Origin of the sequence: Vibrio sp. 1727 (genome assembly GCF_033344415.1) — a bacterium.
Classification (GTDB): domain Bacteria; phylum Pseudomonadota; class Gammaproteobacteria; order Enterobacterales; family Vibrionaceae; genus Vibrio; species Vibrio alginolyticus.
The window spans coordinates 93,508-119,869 of record NZ_JAWPOT010000020.1 but is presented as its reverse complement, the minus strand read 5'-3'; the positions used below and the strand labels follow the sequence as shown (position 1 = coordinate 119,869).

Here is a 26,362-nt window from a genome sequence, read left to right as displayed (position 1 = left end):
TGAAACTCGGTATGTTGTTTAAGAACTGATCAACATGGGGCTACCATGTCTTCTCACCGAATTAAGCAACAAAGCCGTGTGCTGATGCAGCAAAGTGCGGGGGACATTAAACGCACATCAATGGAACTGGGTGGTAATGCACCGTTTATTGTGTTTGATGACGCTGATATCGATGCAGCCGTGACAGGTGCAATCGCTTCTAAATTCCGTAATGCTGGTCAAACATGTGTCTGTGCTAACCGTTTCTACGTGCACAGCAAAGTGTATGACGAATTCGTTGCTAAGTTTGACGCTGCGGTTCAGCAGCTCAAAGTTGGTAACGGATTGGAAGAGGGGGTCAACATTGGTCCAGTGATCAGCGAGTTAGCGAAGCAAGGCATTCAAGCGTTGATCGATGGTGCTATCGAGCAAGGCGCGAAGCCGGTTTCAGAACTTAAAAAGCTCGATGGTTTATTTATGCAGCCAGTGGTTCTCAAAGACGTTACTCACGACATGAAGATTGTTTCCGAGGAAATCTTTGGCCCTGTCGCGCCAGTGATTCGTTTTGACAGCGACGAACAACTAGTCGAAATGGCGAACGACACCATTTACGGTCTTGCGTCGTACTTCTACAGCCAAAACATCCACCGTGTTTGGAAAATCGCAGAAGCGCTCGAATACGGCATGGTCGGCATTAACGAAGGCATGATTTCTACTGAAGTCGCTCCTTTCGGTGGTGTTAAGCAGTCCGGCATCGGACGCGAAGGAGCAAAACAAGGTATCGATGAATACATGGACGTGAAATATCTCTGCTTTGGCGGCAACTAATTAAGGACAAGACAATGACAAACCAACAACTACACGAAAGAAGAAGCCAAGTTATCGCTCAAGGCATGGGCGCACTGTACCCACTTTACGTCGAGAAAGCAGAAAACGCTTACGTATGGGATATCGAAGGCAACAAATACATCGACTTTGCAGCGGGCATCGCGGTAACTAACACCGGGCATTCTCACAAACGTATCAGTGAAGCGGTAAAAGCTCAGTTGGATAACTTCTCGCACACGTGTGCGATGGTCACGCCTTACGCGTCATTCGTTGAGCTGGCGGAAAAGCTGACAGAACTGGCACCAGGTGAGACTAAGAAGAAAGCGATCTTTCTAACCACTGGCGCCGAGGCGGTCGAAAACGCCGTGAAAGTAGCGCGCGCTCATACTGGTCGTAGCGGCGTGATAGCGTTCAAAGGCGGCTTTCACGGTCGCACAAATATGACGATGGGGTTAACCGGTAAAGTTGCGCCATACAAAGCGGGCTTTGGTCCTTTCCCGAACGAAATCTACCACGCGCCTTACCCAAATGCGTTTCACGGCATCAGCGTTGAGCAAAGCTTACAAGCGATCGACGATCTATTTGCTTGTGATATTGAACCATCACGTGTTGCGGCGATCATCTTCGAGCCAGTACAAGGTGAGGGCGGCTTCTACAAAGCACCTGAAGCGTTTGCACAAGGCTTGCGTCAGCTGTGTGACAAGCACGGTATCATGCTGATTGCGGATGAGATCCAAACGGGTTTTGCCCGTACCGGTAAAATGTTTGCGACGGAGTACCTAGGCATTGAACCCGATCTAATGACAATGGCGAAAGGCATTGCTGGTGGTTTCCCAATCTCAGCTGTTGTTGGTAAAGCGGATGTAATGGACTCCGCACTGCCTGGTGGTTTAGGTGGTACTTATGCAGGCTCGCCACTCGGTTGTGTTGCTGGTCTTGAAGTGCTGAAAATCATCGAAGAAGAAGATTTGTGTGCTAAAGCGATGGGCATCGGTGAAGTGGTCAATGCACGTATGACCAAACTGCAACAATCTGTGCCTGCTATTGGTGAAATCCGTACTACGGGTGCGATGATGGCGATTGAATTTACTGACCCAGAATCAGGTAAGCCGCTACAAGAGATGACCAAATCGGTGATTTCTAAAGCGCAAGAAAATGGTCTTATCCTGCTTTCTTGTGGGGTAAAAGCGAACGTGATTCGCTTGTTGCCGCCGCTAACCATTGAGCCTGAAGTGCTTAGTGAAGGTTTAGATAAGTTGAAAAAAGTGATTCTTGAAGTGGCGTAATTCACGCGCTTTTAAATAGCAATAACAAATCAAGGAAGCGGTTGGCATAAATCGTTTCCTTTTTGTTTTTTAGCGTATCTGCTGCCTATCTAAAAAGTATTGCTCAAGCTCCAAGTCGTCACTTTTATTACGGATGACTTAACAATTGGGCTCGTTCTTACTTTCCACTTAGTCGCTACTTTGTTCTCCTCGAATGTGGTTTGGTGCTCGCATTCTAAATCCCGACATCTGAAAGCCACTTGAGTCTATAATTTTATTGAGCGTCATTCCTCACTTTTTGGACTATAAAAATGAGATAGTATTCATATCCCACTTAGGTTGCTTGTCAGATTAGCAGGACGAACTTTGATAACAAAGAATACAAGGTATGCCATTTTACTCGGCTTAGTTCCCATCGCCATATTTGTAGTGGCCTTTCATTCGATAACCAACTTTTACGTCAACTCGGTAAAAGCGTCGAAAATAGATGCTTACGTAGATTATTTAAATCAAAGGTCTGCCTATTTGGACGGAGCAATAGTGAAGCAGATTGCTCAGTTAGATTTTACTTGTAGTGATAGTGATGTAAGAACTTTACGCGACCCACGTTTTTATAACCGTTACATTCGTTTTATTGCGATGACCACAGAAGGCGGAAAAACGTGTTCCACGGTTGGTAGTGAAGTGTCTCGCCCATCTAGTAGTGAACGATTTCAGATGGATGAGAACTTTTTCGCATCACTTGTTTTGCCGCAACAGAATGACCAAATAGAGTGGATGGTCATTTATGATAATGAACACGTTGAAGTCTTCTGGGTACTTGATAACAGTTGGGTTAACGAGGTAATAAAAACGCCTTGCAAAGACTGCCTATTTGTAGAGTTTAAGTATGATGAACCAATATTTGGTGATTTAACGATAAGCCGTGGCAAAGCGAATATTGCAGGAGAAGAAAACGCACTATCAAAAGAGTTTTTCTTTTCAGGAGAGTCTCAAGCCAACATGCTCATAAAGATATACAGCGGTGAAAAACTTAAAAATTATGCTCAGGAAAGAGTACTTTTGTGGGGCGGCCTTGTAAGTGTGCTTGCTGGTCTTGTGACTGCATTTTCATACATATCTGGTAAAAGCTTGAGAAAATCCATTACAGGTCTAATTGAAAATGGGATTAGTAATGCAGAATTTATTCCTTACTACCAGGCGATTGTCGATAGTCGCGATGGTAAGACAGTAGGATATGAAGCTCTGATTCGATGGTCGCGGCGTGATGGAATGGTGCCACCAAATATGTTTATTGGTGCTGCAGAAGAAAGTGGCCTGATTATCCCGATGACCAATCAGCTTATTCGTAAAATCATACAAGACTTAAGTGACTTACCCGAGCATACGTGGGTCAGCATCAATATTGTTTCCTCCCATTTAGAGTCAGGTGTATTAACGAAGTTACTGTCGGAGTTAAATTGGCCAATCTCTAATAGAATTCATTTTGAATTGACCGAGAGAATACCAGTAAAAGACACTGAGGCCGCGAAAAAAGAGATTTTGTATTTAACGAATAAAGGCTACAAGTTCAAAATTGACGATTTTGGTACCGGATATGGTGGCTTTTCTTACCTACAAGATTTGGGCATCCGGTGTGTAAAAGTGGATAAGATGTTCATTGATCCAATAGGATCTGACGACCAAAAATTGAAAGTGCTGGACTCAATTGTGTCTGCAGCGAACAAAGCGGAATGTGAGATGATTGCAGAAGGTGTAGAGAGCCAGGCTCAAGTCGAATATCTGGCTCAGCATGCGATTTACCTTATTCAAGGTTATGTTTACGCTAAACCAGAGCCCCTGACTAACCTTGCAAGCGCTTAACAGCCATAATGTCAAAACGTACCGTTTTAAAGGTGTCAGTTGCCTAGGTTAGCGCTGATTTCTGCTGATGGGGTTACACTTGAGGATTCCTAACACTCTCATTACTTCTAGAGTGTTAGGAATTAACGTTACTTAGGAGGAGAGTGCGGCTCTTTTCGTTTTGATTGACGTAATGAGCTGAGGTAGTAATGACATTACGATCATTCCTAGCATTAAGCTGTATTGCAGAGGAGTGAACGTTTCCCCCAATAGCAGTAGGCCCGAAACAATGCCTGCGACTGGGTTTGCAATACCACCAAAGGTAAAATCTACGACCGACATCCGCTGTAATAACCATACATACATGCCATACCCTAATGCGGTGTTCAGAATAATTACCCACAGTAACCCTAGAATATTCGTCATGGATACGTCCTGAACGACCGTAACATATGGCTCTGGATTGTTTATCGCCAGCACACTTGTTGCGATAGACATAATCACGCCACCCAAAATGAGCTGCCATGTTAGCACTGTCCACCAGTGCATTTTTGTACCTAGTGACTTTGTTACGCTACTTCCTATCACGATGCACATAATGGCGGAGATCATCGCAAGTAAGCCCACGGGTTCGAGAGAAATAGAGCTAGGATCAAATAAGAACCAAGCTAAAGCAATCAAAGTTGCGCCGCTTATCGCTTGAATGCCACTAGGCTGACGTTTGTAGACCGCCCAACCAAACAGCATCGCAAAAACGGGGACCGAAACCATACCAACACCAGAGATGGCAGAAGGAAGCGTCAACGCCATGACAAAAATGAGACCAAAGAAGCAAGCGATGTTGATGGTTCCTAAAACAAGCAGCACTTTCCACTCACTTCTTTTTGGAAACGAGGGCTTTATTGCCAGCAACAAAAGACCCGCAGGCAGTGCCCTTAGAGCACCAAGTAAAACGGGAGGCCAGTCCGGTAGAGTAAACTGAGTAACAGCGTAAGTCGTCCCCCAAAAAAAGGCAGGAATCATCGCAAGTAAAATGTTCATGTTAAATATCTTTATGTAGAGATAATTAAATGTAACGATATCGGCAAGGTGGCTTTTTGTAAAGTATCTTTATGTTAAAATAAAAAATATATGATGTTTGGAGAGAAATAATGGATGCAATTGATAGAGTGGTAGAGCAGTGGGCTAGGGAGAAGCCAGACCTCGACACTGAACCGATGGCAATAATGGGTCGACTAATGCGAATTGCAAAACACATGGAATCTAGGGTCGCCGAGCTACATAAGAAGTACGATCTGAAAATGGGTGAATTTGATGTGTTAGCGACACTGCGTCGAGCTGGTTCACCATATTGTCTTACTCCCTCAGCGTTAATAGAGTCGATGATGCTCACTTCGGGTGCGATGACTAATCGCTTAGATAAACTAGAGAAGAAAGGGTTTATCACCAGAACCCATAGTAAAGAAGACCGACGTAGCGTCACCGTTGAACTAACAGGGCAAGGCTTAACCTTAATTGACAAGCTAATTTTGGAGCATGTAGACGTTCAGCAATCGTTATTGCATGGTTTAGAAGGCAATGAAAAAGAGCAGGTTAACCAGGCGTTAAAATTGCTATTGCCACAATTTGAATGAGAACGCAGAAGGAGGCAGGGGATATGAAAAGCAAAGAACTAGAACAATACTTAAGTACCTTCATGTGTGCAGAAAGCGATTTCCCATTTGGGCCTGAAGCGGTTGTATACAAAATCAAAGGCAAGATGTTTGCCATCATTGCAGAGAGAAACGGTCGGGAGTATGTCAGCGTAAAAGTAAAACCAGAAGATGGAGAAGTCTTAACGTCGCAGTTTACGGATATTATCCCGGGTTATCACTTAAATAAGCGTCATTGGATAACGGTTTATTTTAACGGTGATGTCGAGGATGGGTTGATTCAAGACTTGTGTGAACGCTCTTATGCTCTTGTCGTTGCCAAGCTGCCGAAAGCACAACGAGCGTTGCTTGGTGAGTAATCGGCAACGCACTGGCCTCTGTTGTTTTGTCGCTCGTTGCTCGTAGCCTTTACGGAAAAATTCGCACCTTTTTCATCCTCGGGCTATATAAGAATAAGAAGGTGGAAAAGGGGAATGATATGCGAGCATTATCTGAATGGCTAAAAGAATACGGGGAGAGTCACCAAAACCCTATCAACCAAAAGATTCACACAATCGCAGTTCCAGGTATTTACCTTTCTGTGGTTGGACTTATTTGGTCGATTCCCCAGATTTCATTATTAGGCTTCGAACTTAATTGGGTTTGGGTAGCGGTGATCCCCACTTGGGTTTTCTATTTTCGTTTGTCTCTGAGTGTATTCATGATGATGATCGGCTACACATTAGCGTGCATTGGCCTTATTTGGTCGCTAGAGGTATTGATGTTGCCCGTTCTGCATATTTCTATGCTCTTGTTTGGTGTATTGTGGATATTGCAATTTATCGGTCACAAGATTGAAGGTAAAAAACCGTCGTTTTTTGAGGATTTACAGTTTCTACTCATCGGCCCGATTTGGGTGTTCAGAAAACACTAGCGATAAGCAAAATCAGGCATCATCCGAATGATACAAGACATATAACGTTCAGAGATTATGTAGCTCTTACTACAGAATAGCTCTCCTTCTTATTGCCACGACAAGCATTCACTTTAGATACGCACTATGATTAAAGAGGTGCCAACGCACTTTACGCTATCGAGATACTTAAACTTACGGCAAGTTTACTTTAGGGGGATGAATGTACGACCGACAATATAAATATGCCTATTGGAGAGAAGAGCGTAAAAAAGGCAAATGGCACTATATATTAAAGTCCTTCTTTATGATTTGTTGTGCATTACTGCTTGGTAAAGTCATCGGTTTGTTCATTTTTGGAGAGCTGCATTCTTTAAGCGACATTTGGGAACAACTCCCTGCGGATGTTTTTATTATGATGCTCGTGGGCTTCCCAATTAGTGTCCTTGGTTGGTACCACGAAGAGTCAAAGTTTTTCCGGGCACTGCGACGCAAAGAAAAGCGGTTAAAAGGCAATCAAAACAAACCGAAATAGAGTAGCTTTTGTCTCTGTTTGGATTGCCACTTACCTATCTGATCGATTCTATCCCTTCCAGTCGTTTAGCGTTTAGTTACGTGTTGCAAAAAGCCTTCTTAATACAACAGCCCCCAGTGTTGTGGAAATTGGTACTGTAAGAAACATTAAAAAACGAAGTTGAGCATTAGCGTATAAAGGCTCGCACTGTCATCCTTTGGGGCTGATGAAAACGCGCCAGAGCTATTATTGTAGGCGTTGAACCTTTGCCATTCTGCATTCAGGGAAACGTTGTAATCTAGGTCGTATCTCAACCCGAGTAAGAAACTGTCTCCACTTTTTTTATCCCGACTATTAAACTGCTGACCGTAAACAATATAAGGAGTCAGCTTGTTTACATTATAACTTGTTGTCGCGTACCAAGATGAGGAAAGATTGCTGGTCTGTCCTTCTGCCATAATCACAATGTTATCGAGCTCGTATCTTAACCCTAGAGAAAACAGATCGATCGTGTTGTTTTTTTCTGTTTCAACTAGACGGTCAATGATTGTGGTTCCGCCACCGGGAGTGGACTGCTCAATGTTAGAGAGCGTCGTTGTTTGATCATAATCGCCGTGGAGGTAGGAAAAATTCCAACGATAGCTCTCTCCGCTTAGCGTTAAGTTCATCCCTGCAGTATTGTTTGACTCAATTTCCAATTCAGTACGTTCATTGATGGTTACGTCACTATTGTCTTTAAACCCGACAAACGGCATGGCGGTAAGTACGACTTGCTCATTGAGGTCATGAATCCAGCGTGCAGATAGGCCGTTATAAGCCGTGATACCTAGAATGCTGTCATATACCTCATTCGGTGGGCGGGCTTGGGTAAAAGCGTGGCCGACATAGTTGTACTCAGACATCAAAAACAGTGGCAGTCTTAAGCGTCCTCCTCGTATTTCTATGTTTTGATAGGTATAAGCCAAATACGCCCACTCGAGCTGAGGCGAGCTCCAATGGTCTTGCGGGCGCTTTACGACTTGTGCGGATGCCCGAAATGCCTTGTGAAAATAATCGAGCTGCATACCGAATGTGGTATCGCAATCGAAACAAGATTCATCGCCAATAAAGCGGTTAACTAGTAACGTAGTTGGGTTATCGGATTTTGCCCACGACGTAGAGCCAAAACCACTTAAAGAAAGTTGTTCTGTTAGTTCAATCGTGGCTGAGCTCGGAAAGGTCGCGATACTCAGCGATAACATGGTTAAATATTTTTTCATATCAATTCTCCGAGCTAACCACACATAAAACATGAGCATTACTAGGGACGCTCGATGTTGGGGCATAACCAATTCTATTCGGCTTCTCTTGCATCCATGCTATGAGGTCATCAATGCTGGAGCGTGCAATCACTTTTGGCGGTCTAGCTTTACCAGAAAAAGACAAGCTTGCCCAATGCGCGTTCATTTGCGCTAAATTTTTGTTGAGAAGATAACGATAGAACTCAGCTCTTTCTGTTGATGTCGCAGGCCAGTCAGAGAGTTCAATTCGCTGGCCTTGTAAAAGTTGCGTCTTCCCTCTGTACAACTTTCGCGCTTTATTTACAGTGAGCGGAGAGAATTCGTCATTAAATGAGAAAACGGCGTAGCTTTCTGCAGCGAGAGCTTGGCAATTTAATGAAAGAAGGACAATCAGAATAAACAGATAGCGTTTTATGTAACGCAAAGGAAAAGCAACGCGAGAATGATTTCTACTCATAGAATCCACCTACATTGCTTGTTCAATTTGATACAACAGTTTTTCTTTGCGCACAGGCTTTGGTACGTAGGCATCCATTCCTGAATCAAAGCAGCGTTGAATATCATCATCAACGACGCTTGCTGTTAATGCGATAATGGGCGTCTTAGCTAATCCTTTACTCGCTTCATAAGCTCTAATTTGCCTAGAAGCTTCAAACCCATCCATTATGGGCATCATGCAATCCATCAAAATAACATCAAACTTTCCATCTTTTTGGAACATTTCGACTGCAATTTGTCCGTTTTCTGCGACTTCGAATTGATAGCCTGCTTTAGATAGCAATAGAGAAGCCACTTTCTGGTTCACTCTATTATCTTCGACAAGCAAGATGCGTTCGGAGCGAATAGGCGTTACCGTTGCTTCTGGTTGCTCAGAACTTGCAGGTAGTTCATGAGTTTTATCGGGGGTGGTGTTCTCTTGGTGTGGTTCAGCAGGCGTCGTGTTGGAAACACGTAACCCAATTGCCTTATCTAACTTCTCTTTAAGCAACCCTGCTTTAAACGGTTTGGGCACATAGTCATCCATTCCAACGTCAAAGCATTTTTGTATATCGTCATCGACCACACTTGCCGTTAGAGCAATAATCGGAATTCTGAAAGCGCGTTTTTCTTTTACTTCTATTTGACGAATTATTTGGGTGGCTTCAAATCCATCCATTACGGGCATCATGCAGTCCATTAAAATTAGGCTGTATTGATTCTGTTGAAATTTCTCAACCGCTTCTTGTCCGTTTACAGCGACATCAAAGTCGAAGCCAGCTTTTGTGACGTGTAGCCCCGCGATTTTTTGATTGACCGTATTGTCATCAACGACCAAAATTTTCGGCAGAGATTTAACATGTTGCGCTGAAGTGCTCTCTTGTTGTGCGTGCGAGAAATTTGCCGCACAACTTTCAAGTGCTTTAATTAAGCGCTGCCCTAGTAGTGGCTGAGTGACCAAGGCGCTGATACTGTTTCTAAAGTCGAATTGTGGGCTATGAAGGTGCTTGATGAGGCAGACACGAATGTTTCGTTTACAAAGGCTTTCTATCTCATCGATATGCATCGCCGCTGCATTTGGTGATGCTTCTACATGAATAACGATAACGCGCTCGTTATCAATCCACGTTGGCAACGCACTTAAGGTATCTACTGACTGCGTTATATTGATGTTGAAAAAACTTAACTCGTTACGCAGTTTTTGTTCTAGTTGAGTACTGCTGCATACAATCCATATATCGTTGTGATTCAGAGCGTGATAAGCGTTAAACTCTTGCGTCACAACAGGAGCAGTTAGTTCAAAGAAGAAGCGACTGCCTTTACCTTTCTCGGATTCAAGTTGAATTTCTCCACCCATTAGCTCAACTAATTGCGTGCTAATGGCAAGCCCAAGTCCAGTTCCCCCAAATTGTCGGGTAGTAGAGTTATCCTCTTGGGCAAATGGAGCAAATATTTTCTTTTGCTGCTGGGCATCAATACCAATCCCTGAATCTTTAACAGAGAACTCGATGACCGCTTCACCATTTTTTATTTCGCGGGTGATGACCGATAGCTCTACACTGCCTTGTTCGGTAAATTTTACCGCGTTAGACATGAAGTTCATGACAACTTGGCGTATACGATGGTCATCCAACATTACGTGGTAAGGCGTGTTACGGCTAATGTTGACTTGCACATCGATGCCTTTTTCCTTTGCTTTCGGTGAAATGATAGAAGCAATGTCATAGATAGACTCTCGAACACAAGTTGAATGTGGGCTAATGAGCAGCATCCCAGATTCAATTTTTGAGAAGTCTAGAACGTCATTAATTAAACTTAAAAGCAGTTGGGAGGAGGTTTCAATCGTGTCGACGTAATCGCGTTGTGTGGCAGTCAGGGAAGTATCGGATAAGACTTCAGAGATACCAATAACGCCATTTAGCGGCGTGCGGATCTCGTGGGACATGTTGGCCAAAAAGCTACTTTTGGCTTTACTCGCCTTAATTGCATCATCTTTTGCTTGTTCTGCATCTTCTTTAGCTTGTGTGAGCTTTAGTCTGGACAACATCCGCTCATCACTAAGCTTTTTTACCTCTCGAGCAAACTTACTCAGCTCGTCTTTACCCTTTATTAGTTGAGCAAGAGGTGAATTTTCAGTGTTACTTTGTTCATTGCTTTCGTTACTGAGAAATTTGAGGACTAGATTCAAGTTTCCAGTAACTTTTCGCACCAATCTTAGCGTTAAACTTACGACCAACAGCGTTAAAAGGCTCATCATTGCGATAAAGGTAAAGCGGTGCTGTGTCGTCGTGTTGATTGTCTTTGATATATCATCACTCAGCTGTTGTTCCATTTTGTCGTCAACACTTTGTAATAACGATAAGCGTTTGTTGAGTGCAGATAACCCCGCATCAATCTCATCCGGGGTTAATGATTTGAGTTGAGCTGGTTGCAATAAATAGGCACGAAACTCTTGGCTTTTGATAAAGACTTCACCCGTAAACGTCTCAATGAGCAGATCTACTTGTTGTTGATTGGCATTTAGCGTCACAAAACGCTCTAGAAATAGTTGTTGGTTCTGGATTAAAGATTGGATAGAAGCCTGTGTTGTGAGGTCATACTCGTCATTTTCCTCTGAAGATCGAATCAAATATTCGCTTAATCTATGCTCTTCAGTGGACCAAAACATCAACCATTCAAGTTGCATCAAAGAAGAAAGGTGAGTGTTTGTTTCATAACTCACATTTCTAAAATAGACTTTGTCTAAGCTCATGAGGATTTCTTTGAACGTATCAGCGCGCCACTCTGCTGCATCTAACTTTTCTTCTTGATTTTGCGAAGAGAGCATCGAGAGGGTTGCTTCCTCAAAGCTTGTCAACTGGTTTAGTATCTCAGCGTTTTCACCGAATACTGGTGCAGCGGTGTCGCGTAACAATTGAGATATCTGCTGAGTTTTTAGTTGCTTATCTATTACATCAGGGTTATTCGGTAGGTGATAAAGCGAAGATACGCGGTCGATGTAGACAGAGAATAACTGTGCTTTTTGTAGTTCCTGAGCCTGGATAGAAAGGCTTTGTACATGTTTACCCGCGAGGACAAGCAACAATAAAATTGGCAGCAAAACCAACCCAAATAGCTTTTGTTTTACCGACAGGTTGTTCCAAGAAAAGATTCCTACCACGCGCATTTCCATATCCAAGAAGTTGATATGAAAAGTGTAGTTTATTTATCTCAGATGTTAGATTTTAAGAGAAAATTCATATTAATGGGTGGGGGAAGTGTGACCGATATTGCATTACGAGTACTAACGCGCTAAGCGGCAATAGTTAACAAAACGGCGTTCTAAGCAAAGTGATTGACGCTTTGAGCGCCACTCCCTCGTTGGTATTCAAATGCAATCAATTCCTCGGCAGGTACAGGTCTACCTAAGAAAAAACCTTGTACGACGTCACAGTGGAGAGACTCCATTCGTGTGAGTTGAGTTTGAGTTTCTACGCCTTCGGCTACTACTTTCATTCTTAGGTTGTGAGCCATGGATACAATCGCGCGAACTAATGAATCGTCTTGATCGCTTTTTCGGATTTGAGCGATAAATGAACGATCAATCTTGAGCCCGTCAAAAGCCATATGTTGCAGGTAGGCAAGGGCAGAATATCCTGTGCCAAAGTCATCTAGCCAAACTTCCACTCCGATACTTTGTAGTTTTTTAAGCACATATTGAGCTTTCTCTGTATCATCAATAAAAAGTGACTCTGTCACTTCAACATGAATGGTTTGAGGGGCGACATCATGTCGTTGTAAATACTTAGAAAATAATTGACTTAAATCTTGGCGATAGATTTGTCTTGGGGACAAGTTTAATGCGATGTGAAAATCAGTACCGAAATGTTCTGCCCACATTGCCCGCTGAGCAACTGCCGTCTCAATGATATGTTCTCCAAGCTCCAATATTAAATCACTTTGCTCTGCGATCGGGATAAACGATTCTGGACTGATATAGCCTTTCTCGGGATGATTCCACCTAACCAATGCTTCGACCCCAATTAGTCGATAGGTTTTTAGATCAAATTGTGGTTGATACCACAGCTCGAATTGAGACAAGTCACGTACTGAACGACGCAGTTCTCGTTCTATGTATAAACGTTGTTTAATCGTTTCATCAAACGTGGAATCGTATATCGTCATAATGTCTTTACCGCGTCTTTTAGATTCCTGCGCCGCAAGAGAGGAAAGCTGTAAAAGAGACTCAGCGTTTGAACCAAATTCTGGATACACAGCAATTCCGAGGCTTGCCGTAATTTGAATATCGTTCTCTTCCAAACTAAAGGGAGAGAGTAGTTGGCGATGAATATCGTTCGCTTTTTCTCTAGCTTCATGATTGTCCGAGCACGGAAAGGCCAGTACAAATTCATCCGCACCTACTCGACTTACGATGGTAGAAAGGCGGTAAAGCGGCTTAAAATAACTCGGCAAACGGCCTTGAAGCTCTGAGGCAAGATGGCCTAGCAATTTATCCCCAATGTTATGTCCATAGTTATCGTTAATGTGCTTAAAGTCATCCAAGTCAATAAACACAACCGCGAGTGAGGGGGATTTGTGGTCAGTTATTTGCGTTTGAATATCAATGAGTAACTTTTCTCGGTTTGGCAGGGAAGTCAGAATATCGTGGTACGCCATGAACTCAACTCGGCTGGTGTATCGATTCACTTTGTTTGACATTTTGTTGTACGCCGAAATAAGTTCTCCCACTTCATCTTTGCTTTGTATGTCGGTGACTGGCAGCGCTTGGGTATTTGACTCTGAAAATTGATCTTTTAGTTGCTTGAGTGGCTTAGTTAACGACCGCCCCAAAGCATAAGCGATGATGCTACCGAATAGAACGGATATCCCACTGATCGTTAGCAGCAAGTTAAACATCTTCTGTTTATCGTTTGAGGTAATCGCTTGGACTTGTTCAATGTTCTGTTCTTTCTCTTCCAGTAGATGTATCAAGTTAAGCTCAAGATATACCGCCCCAAGAGTAATGTTTGATTGCTGAATCGGCGCTGCGATCTCCAACTGACGCTTGGAAAAGGAAACGAGAGTTCTGGATTCTTCTATTGCTTTCAAAATAAAAGGAGAGCGGTCATGAGGTTGGGCAAACATCCTTAGCTGAGTAGTGCCGTCGTGAAAGATTAGCCCTTCATTGTCAACAACATGTATTTTCGAGACATCTGGCTGGCTCAATGTTGCCTTAATTTGCTCATACGCTTGACTGATATTGTCTGTATAGAGTGGATCAAAAAGCTGTTTTGATAATAGCTCTGCATAAACCAACCCTTTTTGCTTAACGTAAGATTCTGTTTTTTCTTGAGAGTTGTTCGTGATTTGTTGAGTTAAGCTATTTGAATACGCATCGTAACCGTGCATGTATAACGCAAGGTTTATCACCACAACAAACAAGACAACGAAAATTGTCGAGCAAATGTATTTGGTTTCGAGTGAGAGCTTTTGAAACATCAATCCACCTTCGGTAACAAGTGAACTGACTTGCGCACTGTACTTAAGGAGGCTCGCATTTCTGGAGTAAGCGCGCTGAATTTCTTGGTGTTCTGAAACTTTTTAAGTGCGAGAGAGCCTTCGTGAGTTGTATCCATATCAAGCAGTATTGACGTGATTTTACGCTGTTGCTCTAGGCTCATGCTTGGAGAAGCGAGAATTAAATCCCTGGGTATTTCAACAGAACGAGAAAAAATCGCTAGTTTGTCTTTCATGTTCTCTGGCAAATCTTTGGGATTGTTCCAGTTGAAGTTACTGAATGCTCCTGCTGCAACTCTCTGTTTATATACCCATACAGATAGGTTGATTTCATTTGACTGAGCGAGTTGCTCATCAAGGAATAAATAACCAATGCTGTCTTTGGCCGGTTTGTCATCAGGAGAGGGAAGGTATTGCAGTTTTTCTCCGTGATTCAGCAATGTAATCGCAGGTAGGTAATAGCTGCTGGTAGACGTGCGCTTTTCGAAAACAAGCGTTTTTCCGCGCAGGTCAGAAAATGACTCAATGCCACTCTCTTTATTAGTAAAGAACACCGTATGATATTTTTGTAGGCCTTTTTTCCATCGTATAGCAAGGATTTGGCTATTAGACTCCTTTTCTAAGGTCATCGCATTAAAGGGGGTCGCCGTTGCAATTTGAACGGTGCCATTTTCAAGCGCAACCGCGAGCTGACGATAATTTTTAAATACCTTTACCGCCCCTTTTGCGTAACCATATTCAGCCATATTTTCAGTTACATACTGAGTAAGGGGCGTCGCTTTTTTGATTTTGCTTTGGGCTTTATTCGACACAATGCCAAACGTGAATGTTTTCTCAATATTATCTTGTGCACTGACGACAAAAGGTGAACTCAGCAAAGTGAGTAATAACAGAGTGCAGGCAGGTTTCATCCGGCTTCAACTTCCTTCTGGTGCATGTCAGTAATATTTAGCATTTATCAATATGCCGAAATCAATCTTAAAAACAGTATGATGTACAAATTTCGTTGTGTGCGCACTTTTTATAATGTGACTTGGTCACTTATTCCGTTCAAATAGTACCGAATTTGACGTTTATGTACAGGATGAATGTATCACCGTGAGTCTGAATTCACTGGATTCTTGGTCAAGCGCTGTATTGGCTGTGAGCTAATGCGCCTTATGTATCGCTATTTTGTACTAAGAAAATTTTTCCAATTGTTTTTGATACTTTTTCTCGAGAGCTTCATTGCCTGCTGCACGTTCAAGTTGAATCATGAGTTGCAAAGAGGGCTTCTTCACGCCATACATTTGATTGAATCTCATTAATCGAATTCTAGCTTCAGTATAATCACCGCTATCAATTTCTATTTTAGCGAGTTGCAAAATCGATTTTGGTCTATGAGGGTCATGCTCGATAGCTCTAGTAAAGTAGTATCTCGCTTTGTCTTTATCTTGTGATTTTAGAGCACAAAAAGCTGCATTCTCATAGCTCGCTGGAATAAGGTAGTAATAAGGCTGCTCAATGGCTCGATTAAACATCTGATCGGCTTTTTCGAAGTCACCTCGCTTGCAAAGAAAAGTACCGTAGTTATTGAGCACATTTCCGTTTTTAGTATGTTGCCGTAGAGAGCGTTTATACATCTGTTCGGCTTTAATATCTTCACCAACCGTTTCGTAGTAGTGAGCCATAGATAATTGCGCGCGATAGTATTGAGGTGCGTGGTTTAAGGCTTGTTGTAAGTTATCATGCGCGCGAATCATGTTACCGCCATCTAAATAACCTAAGCCAAGTGCGATACGTGATTCTGCCATTGCCACAGGATCGGCTTTAACGACAGGGCTTCCATCTTCTTTCACCGTCACGCAACCCACGAGTGCAAACTGAGACAATAATAATAGTGCACCGAGCTTTGCTGTTTTCATTCTTTATCCCTACATCCCTGAATCTTTCTGCATGATATGAATTACTTAGCAAAAGCCTATTGAGGAAAAAACACTATGCGATCAGGTTTGCAAACTGTTATGAAAAAGCCGCCATATGGCGGCTTGGTTCACATATTACATTTCGGTAATGATGAGTGCTTTGTTTGCTTATTTTGAAGCTAATCGTCTTTAGTGAAAGCATCTTCACTGAAATGATCGAGGTCGTACGGTGTTTGCTGATAAACACAGTAGTTCAGCCAGTTTAAAAAGAGGAGGTGTCCATGGCTTCTCCAGCTTGCAATTGGTGGGTTATCTGGGTTGTTGTTTGGGTAATAGTTGACAGGAATAGCGGGCTCCATACCTTCGCTTAAATCTCGGATATATTCATTATGTAAGGTGTGAGAATCATACTCAGGGTGTCCTGTGACAAAGACATTGCGTTTGTCTTTTGTGGTGGCCAAGTACACACCTGCGACATCCGATGTCGCTAAAATGTCTAAGTCAGTATGCTCTTCTAGAAAGTGAGGCGAAAAATCTGCGTAACGCGAGTGAGGAGCCAAAAACGTGTCATCAAATCCGCGTAAGATAGGGTGAAACTGATGATGGATTTGATGATGATAAACACCTGAAAGTTTTTCTTTACGCGTTTTTTTAGGTAGATCGTAGAGTAGCTTTAACCCTGCTTGCGCAGCCCAGCAAACATAAAGAGTAGATGTCACATGATCTTTTGCCCACTCCATGATGGTTTTGAGATGATCCCAATAAATGACATCTTCAAATTGCACCAAACCTAATGGAGCTCCAGTAATGATCATGCCATCGAAGTTTTTATCTCTCACCATTTCAAATTGGCGATAAAACGTGTCTAAATGTTCAGTTGGCGTATTTTTACTCGGGCGGTTATCAATGCGCAGTAATTCGACGTTAACCTGTAGTGGGCTGTTTGAGAGTAGACGCAGAAACTGAGTTTCAGTCTCTATTTTTTTTGGCATCAGATTAAGGATCAGCACTCTTAAAGGACGTATTTCCTGACTCGCTGCACGCGTTTCACTCATCACGAAGATGTTTTCTGTCCTTAATACATCGGTAGCTGGTAATTGATCTGGAATTCTAATTGGCACGACTTTCTCTCCCTAAGTATAGTCAATCTAGACGTCTATACTTCTAAAGCTAACTTAATTAAGTTTAGATGTCGATACGAAATCCGACTTTTCAATCTACTCTTTACATTATGGTAAACCGTACTCGGGGTTGTCACACAATTGTGACTAAAGCAGAGTTTCTGATGAGATAGGTTTGAAACGCAGTGTGTACTATTTGCTGGTAATTATGCGATCACGTTAATATGTGAAGGTGACTTCGTAGTAAGGAAGTCTCAAATTAATGAGCCATACTAAAAACAATCAGCTCACCATTTTGCATTAATGTGCATATTTGGAAACATCGTCAGTGGAGGACATTATGTTCGGTATTTTCAAGAGAAAGACAAAGATTCAGGGCATCGCTCAAGAAGTTCCTTGCGTGCTACTGCATTCGTTTGGTGATAAAGACATTTATACGCCGGAAGAGATTGATCAAGCTCTTCAAAAGCTGGGTTATGATAAGAGCAAGGATATCAGTCATTATCAGTATGCGTATGGAATGTTTGCCGATGAAGCCTCTTACGAGCTCCTAGAACTAACGGATGAGCTAGGTAATTATGGTCATTTCCAACGTGAAGTAGGTAAGATGCTACTCAATACACCTGAGCCGATTGATATGCATATCTACTTTGAAATTTCTCGTCAGCACCAAAACGTCAGCCTTTCACCTGGTCATCAAAAAGTAAGCGAAAGTGATGGTGTGTAAACATCGTTAGTGGTATTCCATCGTGAGATGAGTTGGGTATAATGCGCGGCCTAATTATCCGGACATGTTGTCGGTTACATTTCTGTTGAGCGTTAATGCCTTATGTTCAAAATGCTTGTCTCTATGCCACCAATGTTGGCGCTGTCGATAGCGATTGTATGTGAAGTGATTGCCACTTCTTATATTCCCAAAACAGAGCAATTTACGAAAGTAATGCCGAGCACAGTCGTTTTGATTGGTTACGGCATCGCTTTCTTCTTGCTTTCCGTCACAGTGCAAACAATGCCTGTCGGGGTTGTTTATGCCATATGGAGTGGTGCTGGGATCGTTTTGGTTGCGACGGTTGGTTACTTTGTTTACGGACAGCGTCTAGACTTACCAGCCCTAGTTGGTATTGGGTTTATCATCGCTGGTGTGTTGATCGTAAATTTATTATCCAAAACAGTAGGGTACGAATAACGCCACTCTACTTGTTAAGTGAATAAGAAGCCGCAGCGAGAAATTGCTGCGGCTTTTTAGTGCAAATTCAATCGCTAATGGCGAGTATTGATATGATGTCTTATTGTTGCATTCATCACGGTCGCATTATGTGATTGAAAAACAGGCATTATTTAGCGCATTGAAAATACAAAGTTATGTTTCTTCAAACTTTAGGAAAGGGCAGTAGATAAATCACTCCGATAGATGTTAACGTGGCGACTCATCTTCACTGCTTTTTCATTCCCTACATATTTCTGCAAAGTTCTTATTGTGTAGTGTGTCGAAGAACCATAGAATCCGCGCGCTTTAATTTATGTTATTAGCGTTATCAATGATAAAAGTGCAGTCCATTATCATTGTTTTTATCACTTATAGATGGGCACATCTGACAATACTTACATGAACAAATACAAAAAGCCTGCATTCAAGGCCGAATTTCTTTTGCCTCGTTACTGGGGAACGTTAATTATCATTAGCGTGATGTACTTACTTAGCCTCCTTCCTTTTAAAGTTCAACTAGCTTTGGGACGCAACATTGGTCGTTTAGCTATGCGACTCATGAGAAAACGTCAAGTTACGATCAGACGCAATCTTGAGCTTTGCTTCCCTCATATGGAAAAATGCCAACGCGAAGCAATTCTAAAAGACAACATCGACAATACTGGCATCGCACTTTTTGAGACCGCAATGGCATGGTTTTGGTCAGATAAACGGGTAAACAAACACGTCACGATAAAAGGCATGGAGCATCTAGAGGCTTTAGAGAAGTCAGGCAAAGGTGCATTAATGTTGGCCGTACACTCAATGAATCTAGAGTTAGGTGCTCGAGCTTTTGGCATTAAAAAGTCTGGAACCGGTGTTTATCGCCCAAACAATAATCCGTGCTTTGATTATTTTCAGTATAAGGGACGCTCTCGCTCTAATCGTACACTGATTGATCGTAAAAACGTCAAAGCCATGCTTGAAGCACTTAAAACGGGTGAGCGGGTTTGGTATGCACCGGACCACGATTATGGTAACCGACGCTCGACATTTGCACCGTTATTTGCCGTTAAAAATGCTTGTACTACGACAGGTACAAGTTTGTTGGTTGATTCTACAGATTGCGCCATTGTGCCTTTTACGATGGTAAGAGGAAAAGACGGACACTATACCCTAACCATTAGTGCGCCCGTCGAAGGTTTCCCGAAAGAGGATCATCAACGCGCCGCCGCATTCGTGAATCAAATAGTTGAAACATCAATCATGGCAAGTCCGAGTCAGTATATGTGGCTTCATCGTCGGTTTAAAACTAGACCAGAGGGTGAGGACTGTTTGTACAAGCCTAGGCTCATCCCTAGCTTGGCATAACACATAGAGAGCCTACAAAAAGCCCAAGGAACGTACGAACCTTGGGCTTTTACTTTCTATTCTTTTCGCTTTATAAGTAGCGATCTTTTAGGTGAGCTTGAAAGTGTTTAGCATTCAGTGTTTCACCCGTGGCTTGTTTTACCAACTCATCAGTGGTGAATAAGCTACCTTTACTCCAGATGTTTTCCGAGAGCCAATTGAATATCGGAGCTAAGTCGCCAGAACGAATAACCGCATCTACATCGACGGTTTGTTTCATTGCTGCCATAAATTGTGCAGCGTACATCGCACCGAGCGTGTAGGACGGGAAATAGCCAAAACTTCCATCTGTCCAATGGATATCTTGCATACAGCCATTTTTGAAGTTTCCTTCGGTTGATAGCCCCAAGTACGCTTTCATCTTTTCGTTCCAGAGTTCTGGTACATCTGTATGTTTGATTACGCCGTTCATGAGATCTCGCTCAATTTCATATCGAAGAATAACGTGAGCAGGATATGTGAGTTCGTCAGCATCTACGCGAATAAAGCCTTTTTCTACGCGAGTGTAAATTTTGGCTAAATTGTCTTTTTCGAATTCACTACCAGAAAAATGGTTAGAAGCCAGTCGAGCGAGGTGATCGATAAACGCGCTGCTTCGTCCTATTTGCATTTCAAAGAAGAGTGATTGTGATTCATGAATACCCATAGAGCGAGCTTCTCCCGCGGGTGTTCCTGATAAATCTTTTGGTAGCCCTTGCTCGTATCGAGCATGGCCAGTTTCGTGGACAATCCCCATCAATGATTGGACAAACTCGTTTTCATTATAACGTGTCGTAATACGCACATCTGTCGGTACACCGCCACAAAATGGGTGGGTACTCTCATCAAGTCGACCGTGTTCAAAATCGAATTGAAGCAGTTTCATGACTTCCAAACCGAGCGCTTTTTGCTTTTCCGCAGGGTAGTGTGCAGTTGGCAATAAGATGTTGTCTGATTGTTGTTTTTCAAGCGCTTCATCGATCAAAGTAGGAAGCCAGGTTTTCACGTCAGCAAAAAGAATGTCTAACGACGCAGACGTTGTGCCAGGTTCATAAACATCGAGCATGGCATCATAAGGAGTCGTGCCATTTGCTTCGGCTCTAATTTGCGCTTCTTCCTGCGATAGCTTTACGACTTCAGCCCAGTTCTTTTCAAAACCAGCCCAGTCATTTTCTCCACGTTGCGTACGCCATGCATGTTCACATTTGGAGCCAGCAAGAGATTGAGCTTGAACTAATGATTCTGGTAGTAAGTTAGCTTGCTGCCACCCACGCTTCATTTCTCTTAGGATAGATTTTTCTTTTGTAGACAGCGTCTCTTCTTCTGCCTGAGCGAAAAGCTCTCCCAAGTGCGGTTGAGTCATTAAAGAATGGATATGTACATCGAGCTCTGCCGTGGCATTCGATCGTGCTTCAGCGCCACCAGGTGGCATGACCGCTGCTTGATCCCAATCTATGATGGCAGATAGATGCTCAAAATTTGCCACTTTTTTGGAATGTTCAACGAGTTTTGTAAATGCGTTCATGTGACTACTCTTATTCTTTTGTTCTTTCCCTAAACACCCGATAACGGGTCCTTCATATGGTGTTGCACTAAGCAACCTGCGTTAATTTACTAATAATTAACAATTAACTCCAACCCATTGTCCATAAACTCACCCAGTTGTATAGCTCTCTTAAAAAAGAAGCTTGCGAATCTTGTGGATTGGCGGTATTGATGAAGGATTGACAATTAATTATCACGATAATATGGATATTTTGAATTTCGAGGCATTTATTATTGCCATTACGATTTTAACGTTAACGCCAGGTTTAGATACTGCACTTGTTATCCGTAACACTAGCCGATCGGGCCTAAAAGATGGATGTACAACCAGTCTAGGGATTTGCTTTGGCTTATTCGTACATGCTTTTTTTTCTGCGGTTGGTATCTCGGCGATTCTTGCGCAATCTGCAGAGTTGTTCCAAATCGTAAAAATGATTGGCGCAGCTTATCTTATCTGGCTTGGTTTGAGCAGTTTAAAAGCGCTAATGTCGTCGAAAGATGGATTGACCGTGACCGAGCAGATTCACGAAGTGTTTAATGGTAAGCGCTCTTTTAGAGAGGGCTTTCTTTCTAACGTCTTGAACCCGAAAACGGCGGTCTTCTATTTGGCTTTCTTGCCACAGTTTGTGAATCCAGAAGGTTCACCCTTGCTTCAATCAATGATGATGGCATCTGTACACTTTGCTATTGCGATGGTTTGGCAGTGTGGTTTAGCTGGCGCGCTTAACTCGGCTAAAAATCTACTAAAGAATGCAAGCTTTATGAAGTGGATGGAAGGCGCGACGGGCGCAGTATTAGTCGCACTTGGTGTGAAGTTATTAATTGAAAAACCCGTTTAATGCTTAATATTTATCGATTGTTGATACTACTCGCTGTATTTATTGTGGGGATAGGTGCCGCTGTTGCTTGGCATACGTGGCCACAAGTACAGTTTGCGCAACGCGGCATGATCTGGTCTTGGCACTGGGGCTACTTCGAGCCTTTTGCTAATGGAATACAACAAACGCGAACTCAAGACACTAAACAGTTATTGCTCAGGCGTGTGTATTTGCATGACGCTATTGTCGTTTTTGTTTCGACAACTATGGACAATAAATTTGAGGTCGACGTTGTAAAAGAGCAAACCTGTAAACCTAAAACGACGACTTGGGCTTCGGTCTCTGTCAATCATCAACGTGTCAGGCATGTACCTATGGTGTGCGATGCGTTTGGGCAAGGCTACTTTTATCGCTACATCGGGAAACATCTGGAATCGATTGAGGTTGGTGTCGGCGACTCGTTTGTAACAGAAGCATTTTTAGACTGGCCGCTATCAGAGTTGAAAGCGGATCAATTCAAGCAAAAAATGCGAAGTTTTTTGAAGAACGTGGAGAAAACGTTGAGCATCAATGGTTGAGAGATTAACCATTTAACCGAAGATAAATAAAGCCCGCTAAATAATAGCGGGCTTTATGTTTTTACCATTTCTAATGTGCTTTGCTCTCCGTTACTGGTAGTTTGTGACCGAACAGCTGTCGTTTCACTAAGCTTTCACTGCTTCAACTTCACCTGATTGCGATGTTGAGCTAAAGAACAGTTTGGTTTCTGCCAGTACGACGTGACGCAGTGCGATCAAACCAATCAGGTTAGGAATTGCCATCAGACCGTTTACGATATCAGCCAGTAGCCAAATCATATCGAGGTGAAGGAATGCACCAGATGCCACCAAGCCAACGAAAATCAGTTTGTATGGAAGCACAGCTTTAGTTCCGAACAGGAACACAACGCAACGCTCACCGTAGTAGTTCCAACCAAGAATGGTGGTAAAAGCGAAGAACATCAAACCGATTGAGACGAGCATAGGGCCAAATGTATCTGCATTTAAACCCACCGCAAAAGCATGAGTCGTCATCGCGGCGCCTGCTAGGTCACTTTGCCATGCACCGGTCAGGATTAGAGCAAGGCCTGTCATGGTACAAATAATGATGGTATCGAAAAAGGTACCCGTCATTGAAATTAGGCCTTGTTTAACACAAGAGTCTGTCTTCGCTGCTGCTGCTGCCATAGGCGCGCTACCCAAGCCTGATTCATTTGAGAACACACCGCGAGCGATACCTGATTGGATTGCCAGCATGATGCTTGCACCTAAAAAACCACCAGTCGCTGCTGTTGATGTAAAGGCTGAAACCAGCACTAATTCAACGGCATTGAACAATTGGTCTGCATTCATGATGATCACGCTTAAACACGCCAACACATAAAATACAGCCATGGTAGGAACCACTTTTCCTGCAACGTTAGCAATGGATTTGATGCCACCCAAAGTTACGAAAGCAACCAAAAGAGTTAGTACAAAGGCAGATAGCTCACGGTTAACACCAAGAGATATCTCACTTGCATCCAGAATCGCGTTTACTTGTGGAAACGTACCGATACCAAAACAAGCAACACCCAAAGCAAACACTGCAAACATGATCGCGAGAGCTTTTGAGCCAACACCGTATTGCAAGTAATACATTGGGCCACCAATCATTTGGCCTTTATCATCGACTCTTCGGTACTTAACCGCCAACAAACATTCGGCGTATTTAGTCGCCATTCCGAAAAGGGCAGCGAGCCACATCCAGAATAGAGCGCCTGGTCCACCGAGTTTGATTGCTGTGGCAACACCAACAATGTTACCAGTACCAATTGTTGCTGAGAGCGCAGTACAAAGAGCTGCAAAGCTAGAAACGTCACCTTGAGTATTAGATGACTTATCTTTACTGAATACCATCGCTAGCGCTGTTGGGAGGTGTTTAAACTGGATCAAGCCAAGGCTAAAAGTGAAGTAAACACCTGTACCTACTAGCAAAATAAGCAGCGGTGGACCCCAGACAAAATTATCGATGGTTTGTAGTAAAGATTGTAGGTTGTTCATGATTTCCCCTTAATAAAACAACTAATAAGGAGAAGAGGGAAAGGACGAGATCAACGATCTCTAAAAGAACTAAGCTATTGGTTGTAGGCGGGAAGGCCAAGCCAAAATAGTTAGGTTGTAACTTTCCACTCCTCTGTCCTTTTGCCTGAGAGTTTCACCTTGCGTGAGTGCAAGACTTGCTCCTTCGGCGACCGATTTAACGGTTCTCTCCAGAGGTTCCTCCAACTACAGTCCCCGCTACCTAGGTAGCACCTGAAATAGTTAATTCTTCGGCAGGTTATGCTAATCAAAAATTAAATTTTGATTAATAACCACTCTCCTGCAGTCTTCATCGGAACAATTACCTTTGATTTATATAAAGTTTCTTGGATGTTACCAAAATGTTATATAATTCTCGGATGATCAGATAGTTAGCCTTTAGCTAACAGCGCGTAATTTACCAATTATGATATATAGGTCAAGTGTTTTTTCACGGTATTTATCCCTATGTACCCCAAAATGTACCCCAATCTGTACCCCAGTTGGTTGCGTTAAAAGCATAAAAAGCCCCATTGAATAGGTGGGGCAATATCATAATTTTTAGTTCACACTAGGACTAAGATTTTGGTAGAAACTAACCATACGGGCACTCTTCGAAGAACAAAGAAAATTTGCACTATAGGCTATCCAAGCTGATAGAAGCAGAGCATGACAGTGTATTGGTATCCAAGGTTTCAGGTCATCGTGATCACCGCGTCTTGAGTAGGTACGTGAAGTTGGATGCTGAAGCTTTGGCGGCAAGGCTTTTTGATTAGGGTGGCAAACAACATTAGGGAAAGTTTCTGAGTTCAAAAATCAGATAAATTTTTGATGCCGATATATTGATGTGGGGGAGGGGGTGCAACGTTTTGGTCCATCCCCCCCTAACTGAATTGATGCTGTATCCGGCAAGTGCCCCTTAGAATAAATGAAGCTGTTCATAGCTGCTGTTTACATATGTGGTTTTTTCTTTATTTTTAAGTGTTACTTTACCCTGAATTGCATTCTCTATTATCCCCGTGACATTGAGAACGGTATCGATTGATATTTTAGGAATTACACCATTATCTTTAGTGTACCCAGATAAATATTCTTCAGAATTACTTCTGACACCGAACCTTTTACAAATAATGTATGAGATAGACTCAGCTTCAAACTCTTGTTCTGTTAGTGTGAGGTGTTGTCTCTCTCTCCAACTCTCTGTTTCTCTGTGAACTCCAAGATGCCCACAAAGGAGATGAGCTATCTCGTGAACTAGAGTTGCGAATTTGACTTGCGGGGTGTGGTTTGAGTTGATTTCGAGAATATAGGATCTGAATTTGTTATAGCCATAATCTGTTCGAATAGAGCCTGCACTACTATTAATTTGGGGTTTTTCTACAACTTTTACCCTAAGTCTATCACACAGTTTCGCTAACATGTTTAGAGCTCGAATTGGGAGTTCACCTTTAGCCCAAAAAGGATCGAAAACTCTTTTTGGCAGTTGCTCACCTTCAGTATCATTAACATCAAATACAAACATGACAGGGTGAAATGGTGCAAGGATGATAAGTGGTCTTGCTTCTGGCTTAACGGTTCTATTGTGCTTTTTTAACCAGTCAGTTTTAGAAGCTACGTATGTTACGTTAGGATCTTGTGCGTAAATAAGCGCTATGTTGTAAGCCGAGTAATTTTTAATCTTAGCGACGAACTTGATGAATCGAAAATAGTCACTGCTGCCTCGGTAGTTTCGTGTTAAATCAATTAATTCATCAAATGTGCTTTTATGCTCTAGTTTTGTCTCTTTCATTTTGATGGTTTATCCAGCTAATATTGGTAGCCCATCTCGTTACCTAGATGTATCGGAGTGATAAGACATGGGTTTATCTTCATAATTAGGGCGGGCAAAGATAACTTTTTATGCAATGCTATCTTCGATATTCCGTTACAACAATGGTTTAATTGAATCTTTGGTCTGTATGTTCTTCTGTATTCCGATCATAGTATAGGAATGTACTTGTGAAGAACTTTTTCTTCGCTAGTAGCGTTTTGATTTGGATATGAAAATTTATATGATGTTGACTAGTGCTTAATGA

21 protein-coding genes, 2 pseudogenes and 1 riboswitch are annotated in these 26,362 nt (G+C 42.6%); of the genes and pseudogenes, 12 read left to right on the top strand and 11 right to left on the bottom strand.

The genetic code is table 11. The annotated features are described in order from the left end of the window. Positions 1–30: 30 nt before the first annotated feature. The 3 genes and pseudogenes from R8O10_RS18540 to R8O10_RS18530 all read left to right on the top strand — a co-directional run. Positions 31–807: pseudogene (locus R8O10_RS18540) on the top strand (aldehyde dehydrogenase family protein); the annotation flags it as partial. Between the two features lie 14 nt (positions 808–821). Continuing rightward, entirely contained in the window at positions 822–2,093 is a 1,272-nt protein-coding gene (gene gabT, locus R8O10_RS18535) for a 4-aminobutyrate--2-oxoglutarate transaminase (protein ID WP_262639682.1), read from the top strand. Positions 2,094–2,612: 519 nt separating this feature from the next. Further along, positions 2,613–3,935, top strand: coding sequence for an EAL domain-containing protein (locus R8O10_RS18530; RefSeq protein WP_258634922.1), 1,323 nt, complete (start codon positions 2,613–2,615; stop codon positions 3,933–3,935). A 132-nt stretch (positions 3,936–4,067) separates the two neighbouring features. Here R8O10_RS18530 and R8O10_RS18525 read toward each other — a convergent pair whose 3' ends face one another. Continuing rightward, the gene (locus tag R8O10_RS18525; RefSeq protein WP_064353868.1) at positions 4,068–4,955 is read right to left on the bottom strand and encodes a DMT family transporter; all 888 of its coding nucleotides are present in this window, start codon (positions 4,953–4,955) and stop codon (positions 4,068–4,070) included. A gap of 110 nt (positions 4,956–5,065) precedes the next feature. Between R8O10_RS18525 and R8O10_RS18520 the strand changes: the two genes are divergently transcribed. The 4 genes from R8O10_RS18520 (at position 5,066) to R8O10_RS18505 (ending at position 6,993) form a co-directional block, all read left to right on the top strand. Beyond that, entirely contained in the window at positions 5,066–5,548 is a 483-nt protein-coding gene (locus tag R8O10_RS18520) for a MarR family winged helix-turn-helix transcriptional regulator (RefSeq protein ID WP_005377802.1), read from the top strand. 23 nt (positions 5,549–5,571) lie between these two features. Further along, entirely contained in the window at positions 5,572–5,925 is a 354-nt protein-coding gene (locus R8O10_RS18515) for an MmcQ/YjbR family DNA-binding protein (protein WP_005377801.1), read from the top strand. Between the two features lie 119 nt (positions 5,926–6,044). Then, on the top strand, positions 6,045–6,479 hold the full coding sequence (locus R8O10_RS18510) for a DUF962 domain-containing protein (RefSeq protein WP_005377800.1): 435 nt from the start codon (positions 6,045–6,047) through the stop codon (positions 6,477–6,479). Between the two features lie 202 nt (positions 6,480–6,681). Continuing rightward, positions 6,682–6,993 (top strand): hypothetical protein, encoded by a 312-nt coding sequence (locus tag R8O10_RS18505; protein ID WP_005377799.1) that lies wholly within the window; start codon positions 6,682–6,684, stop codon positions 6,991–6,993. 146 nt (positions 6,994–7,139) lie between these two features. On the opposite strand, the gene R8O10_RS18500 is transcribed toward R8O10_RS18505, so the two are convergent. The 7 genes from R8O10_RS18500 to metA form a co-directional block, all read right to left on the bottom strand. Next, the gene (locus R8O10_RS18500; protein WP_025766727.1) at positions 7,140–8,231 is read right to left on the bottom strand and encodes a hypothetical protein; all 1,092 of its coding nucleotides are present in this window, start codon (positions 8,229–8,231) and stop codon (positions 7,140–7,142) included. A gap of 1 nt (position 8,232) precedes the next feature. Beyond that, positions 8,233–8,709 (bottom strand): hypothetical protein, encoded by a 477-nt coding sequence (locus tag R8O10_RS18495; RefSeq protein ID WP_025766726.1) that lies wholly within the window; start codon positions 8,707–8,709, stop codon positions 8,233–8,235. A 9-nt stretch (positions 8,710–8,718) separates the two neighbouring features. Beyond that, positions 8,719–11,895: a response regulator gene (locus R8O10_RS18490; RefSeq protein ID WP_213871613.1), complete on the bottom strand. Its 3,177-nt coding sequence runs from the start codon at positions 11,893–11,895 to the stop codon at positions 8,719–8,721. Between the two features lie 155 nt (positions 11,896–12,050). Beyond that, a complete protein-coding gene (locus R8O10_RS18485; RefSeq protein ID WP_085569509.1) occupies positions 12,051–14,207 on the bottom strand; it encodes a GGDEF domain-containing phosphodiesterase in 2,157 nt (718 codons plus the stop codon). Continuing rightward, positions 14,207–15,136, bottom strand: coding sequence for a phosphate/phosphite/phosphonate ABC transporter substrate-binding protein (locus R8O10_RS18480; RefSeq protein WP_064368225.1), 930 nt, complete (start codon positions 15,134–15,136; stop codon positions 14,207–14,209). The genes R8O10_RS18485 and R8O10_RS18480 overlap by 1 nt, the downstream gene beginning before the upstream one ends. Before the next feature lie 267 nt (positions 15,137–15,403). Continuing rightward, the gene (gene pilW / locus R8O10_RS18475; RefSeq protein WP_213871614.1) at positions 15,404–16,129 is read right to left on the bottom strand and encodes a type IV pilus biogenesis/stability protein PilW; all 726 of its coding nucleotides are present in this window, start codon (positions 16,127–16,129) and stop codon (positions 15,404–15,406) included. A gap of 179 nt (positions 16,130–16,308) precedes the next feature. Then, the gene (metA, locus tag R8O10_RS18470; RefSeq protein ID WP_005377792.1) at positions 16,309–17,250 is read right to left on the bottom strand and encodes a homoserine O-acetyltransferase MetA; all 942 of its coding nucleotides are present in this window, start codon (positions 17,248–17,250) and stop codon (positions 16,309–16,311) included. Positions 17,251–17,590: 340 nt separating this feature from the next. Between metA and R8O10_RS18465 the strand changes: the two genes are divergently transcribed. From R8O10_RS18465 to R8O10_RS18455, 3 genes are all read left to right on the top strand, one after another. Then, the gene (locus R8O10_RS18465) at positions 17,591–17,977 is read left to right on the top strand and encodes a hypothetical protein (RefSeq protein WP_053303128.1); all 387 of its coding nucleotides are present in this window, start codon (positions 17,591–17,593) and stop codon (positions 17,975–17,977) included. 123 nt (positions 17,978–18,100) lie between these two features. Then, on the top strand, positions 18,101–18,436 hold the full coding sequence (locus R8O10_RS18460; protein ID WP_169644527.1) for a DMT family transporter: 336 nt from the start codon (positions 18,101–18,103) through the stop codon (positions 18,434–18,436). A 420-nt stretch (positions 18,437–18,856) separates the two neighbouring features. Next, on the top strand, positions 18,857–19,807 hold the full coding sequence (locus tag R8O10_RS18455; protein ID WP_085569628.1) for an LpxL/LpxP family Kdo(2)-lipid IV(A) lauroyl/palmitoleoyl acyltransferase: 951 nt from the start codon (positions 18,857–18,859) through the stop codon (positions 19,805–19,807). Between the two features lie 70 nt (positions 19,808–19,877). On the opposite strand, the gene R8O10_RS18450 is transcribed toward R8O10_RS18455, so the two are convergent. Beyond that, positions 19,878–21,350: a carboxypeptidase M32 gene (locus R8O10_RS18450; protein ID WP_005377788.1), complete on the bottom strand. Its 1,473-nt coding sequence runs from the start codon at positions 21,348–21,350 to the stop codon at positions 19,878–19,880. Between the two features lie 223 nt (positions 21,351–21,573). On the opposite strand from R8O10_RS18450, the gene R8O10_RS18445 reads away from it, so the two are divergent. Beyond that, on the top strand, positions 21,574–22,209 hold the full coding sequence (locus tag R8O10_RS18445; protein WP_017820932.1) for a LysE family translocator: 636 nt from the start codon (positions 21,574–21,576) through the stop codon (positions 22,207–22,209). Beyond that, a pseudogene (locus tag R8O10_RS18440) lies at positions 22,209–22,774 on the top strand (threonine transporter RhtB). The gene R8O10_RS18445 and the pseudogene R8O10_RS18440 overlap by 1 nt, the downstream one beginning before the upstream one ends. A 118-nt stretch (positions 22,775–22,892) precedes the next feature. Here R8O10_RS18440 and R8O10_RS18435 read toward each other — a convergent pair. Beyond that, positions 22,893–24,269: an alanine/glycine:cation symporter family protein gene (locus tag R8O10_RS18435; RefSeq protein WP_005377785.1), complete on the bottom strand. Its 1,377-nt coding sequence runs from the start codon at positions 24,267–24,269 to the stop codon at positions 22,893–22,895. 123 nt (positions 24,270–24,392) lie between these two features. Then, positions 24,393–24,492, bottom strand: a riboswitch (glycine riboswitch). A gap of 714 nt (positions 24,493–25,206) precedes the next feature. Continuing rightward, complete coding sequence (locus R8O10_RS18430) at positions 25,207–26,076, bottom strand: ImmA/IrrE family metallo-endopeptidase (protein ID WP_318191632.1); 870 nt, start codon at positions 26,074–26,076, stop codon at positions 25,207–25,209. Positions 26,077–26,362 lie beyond the last annotated feature (286 nt).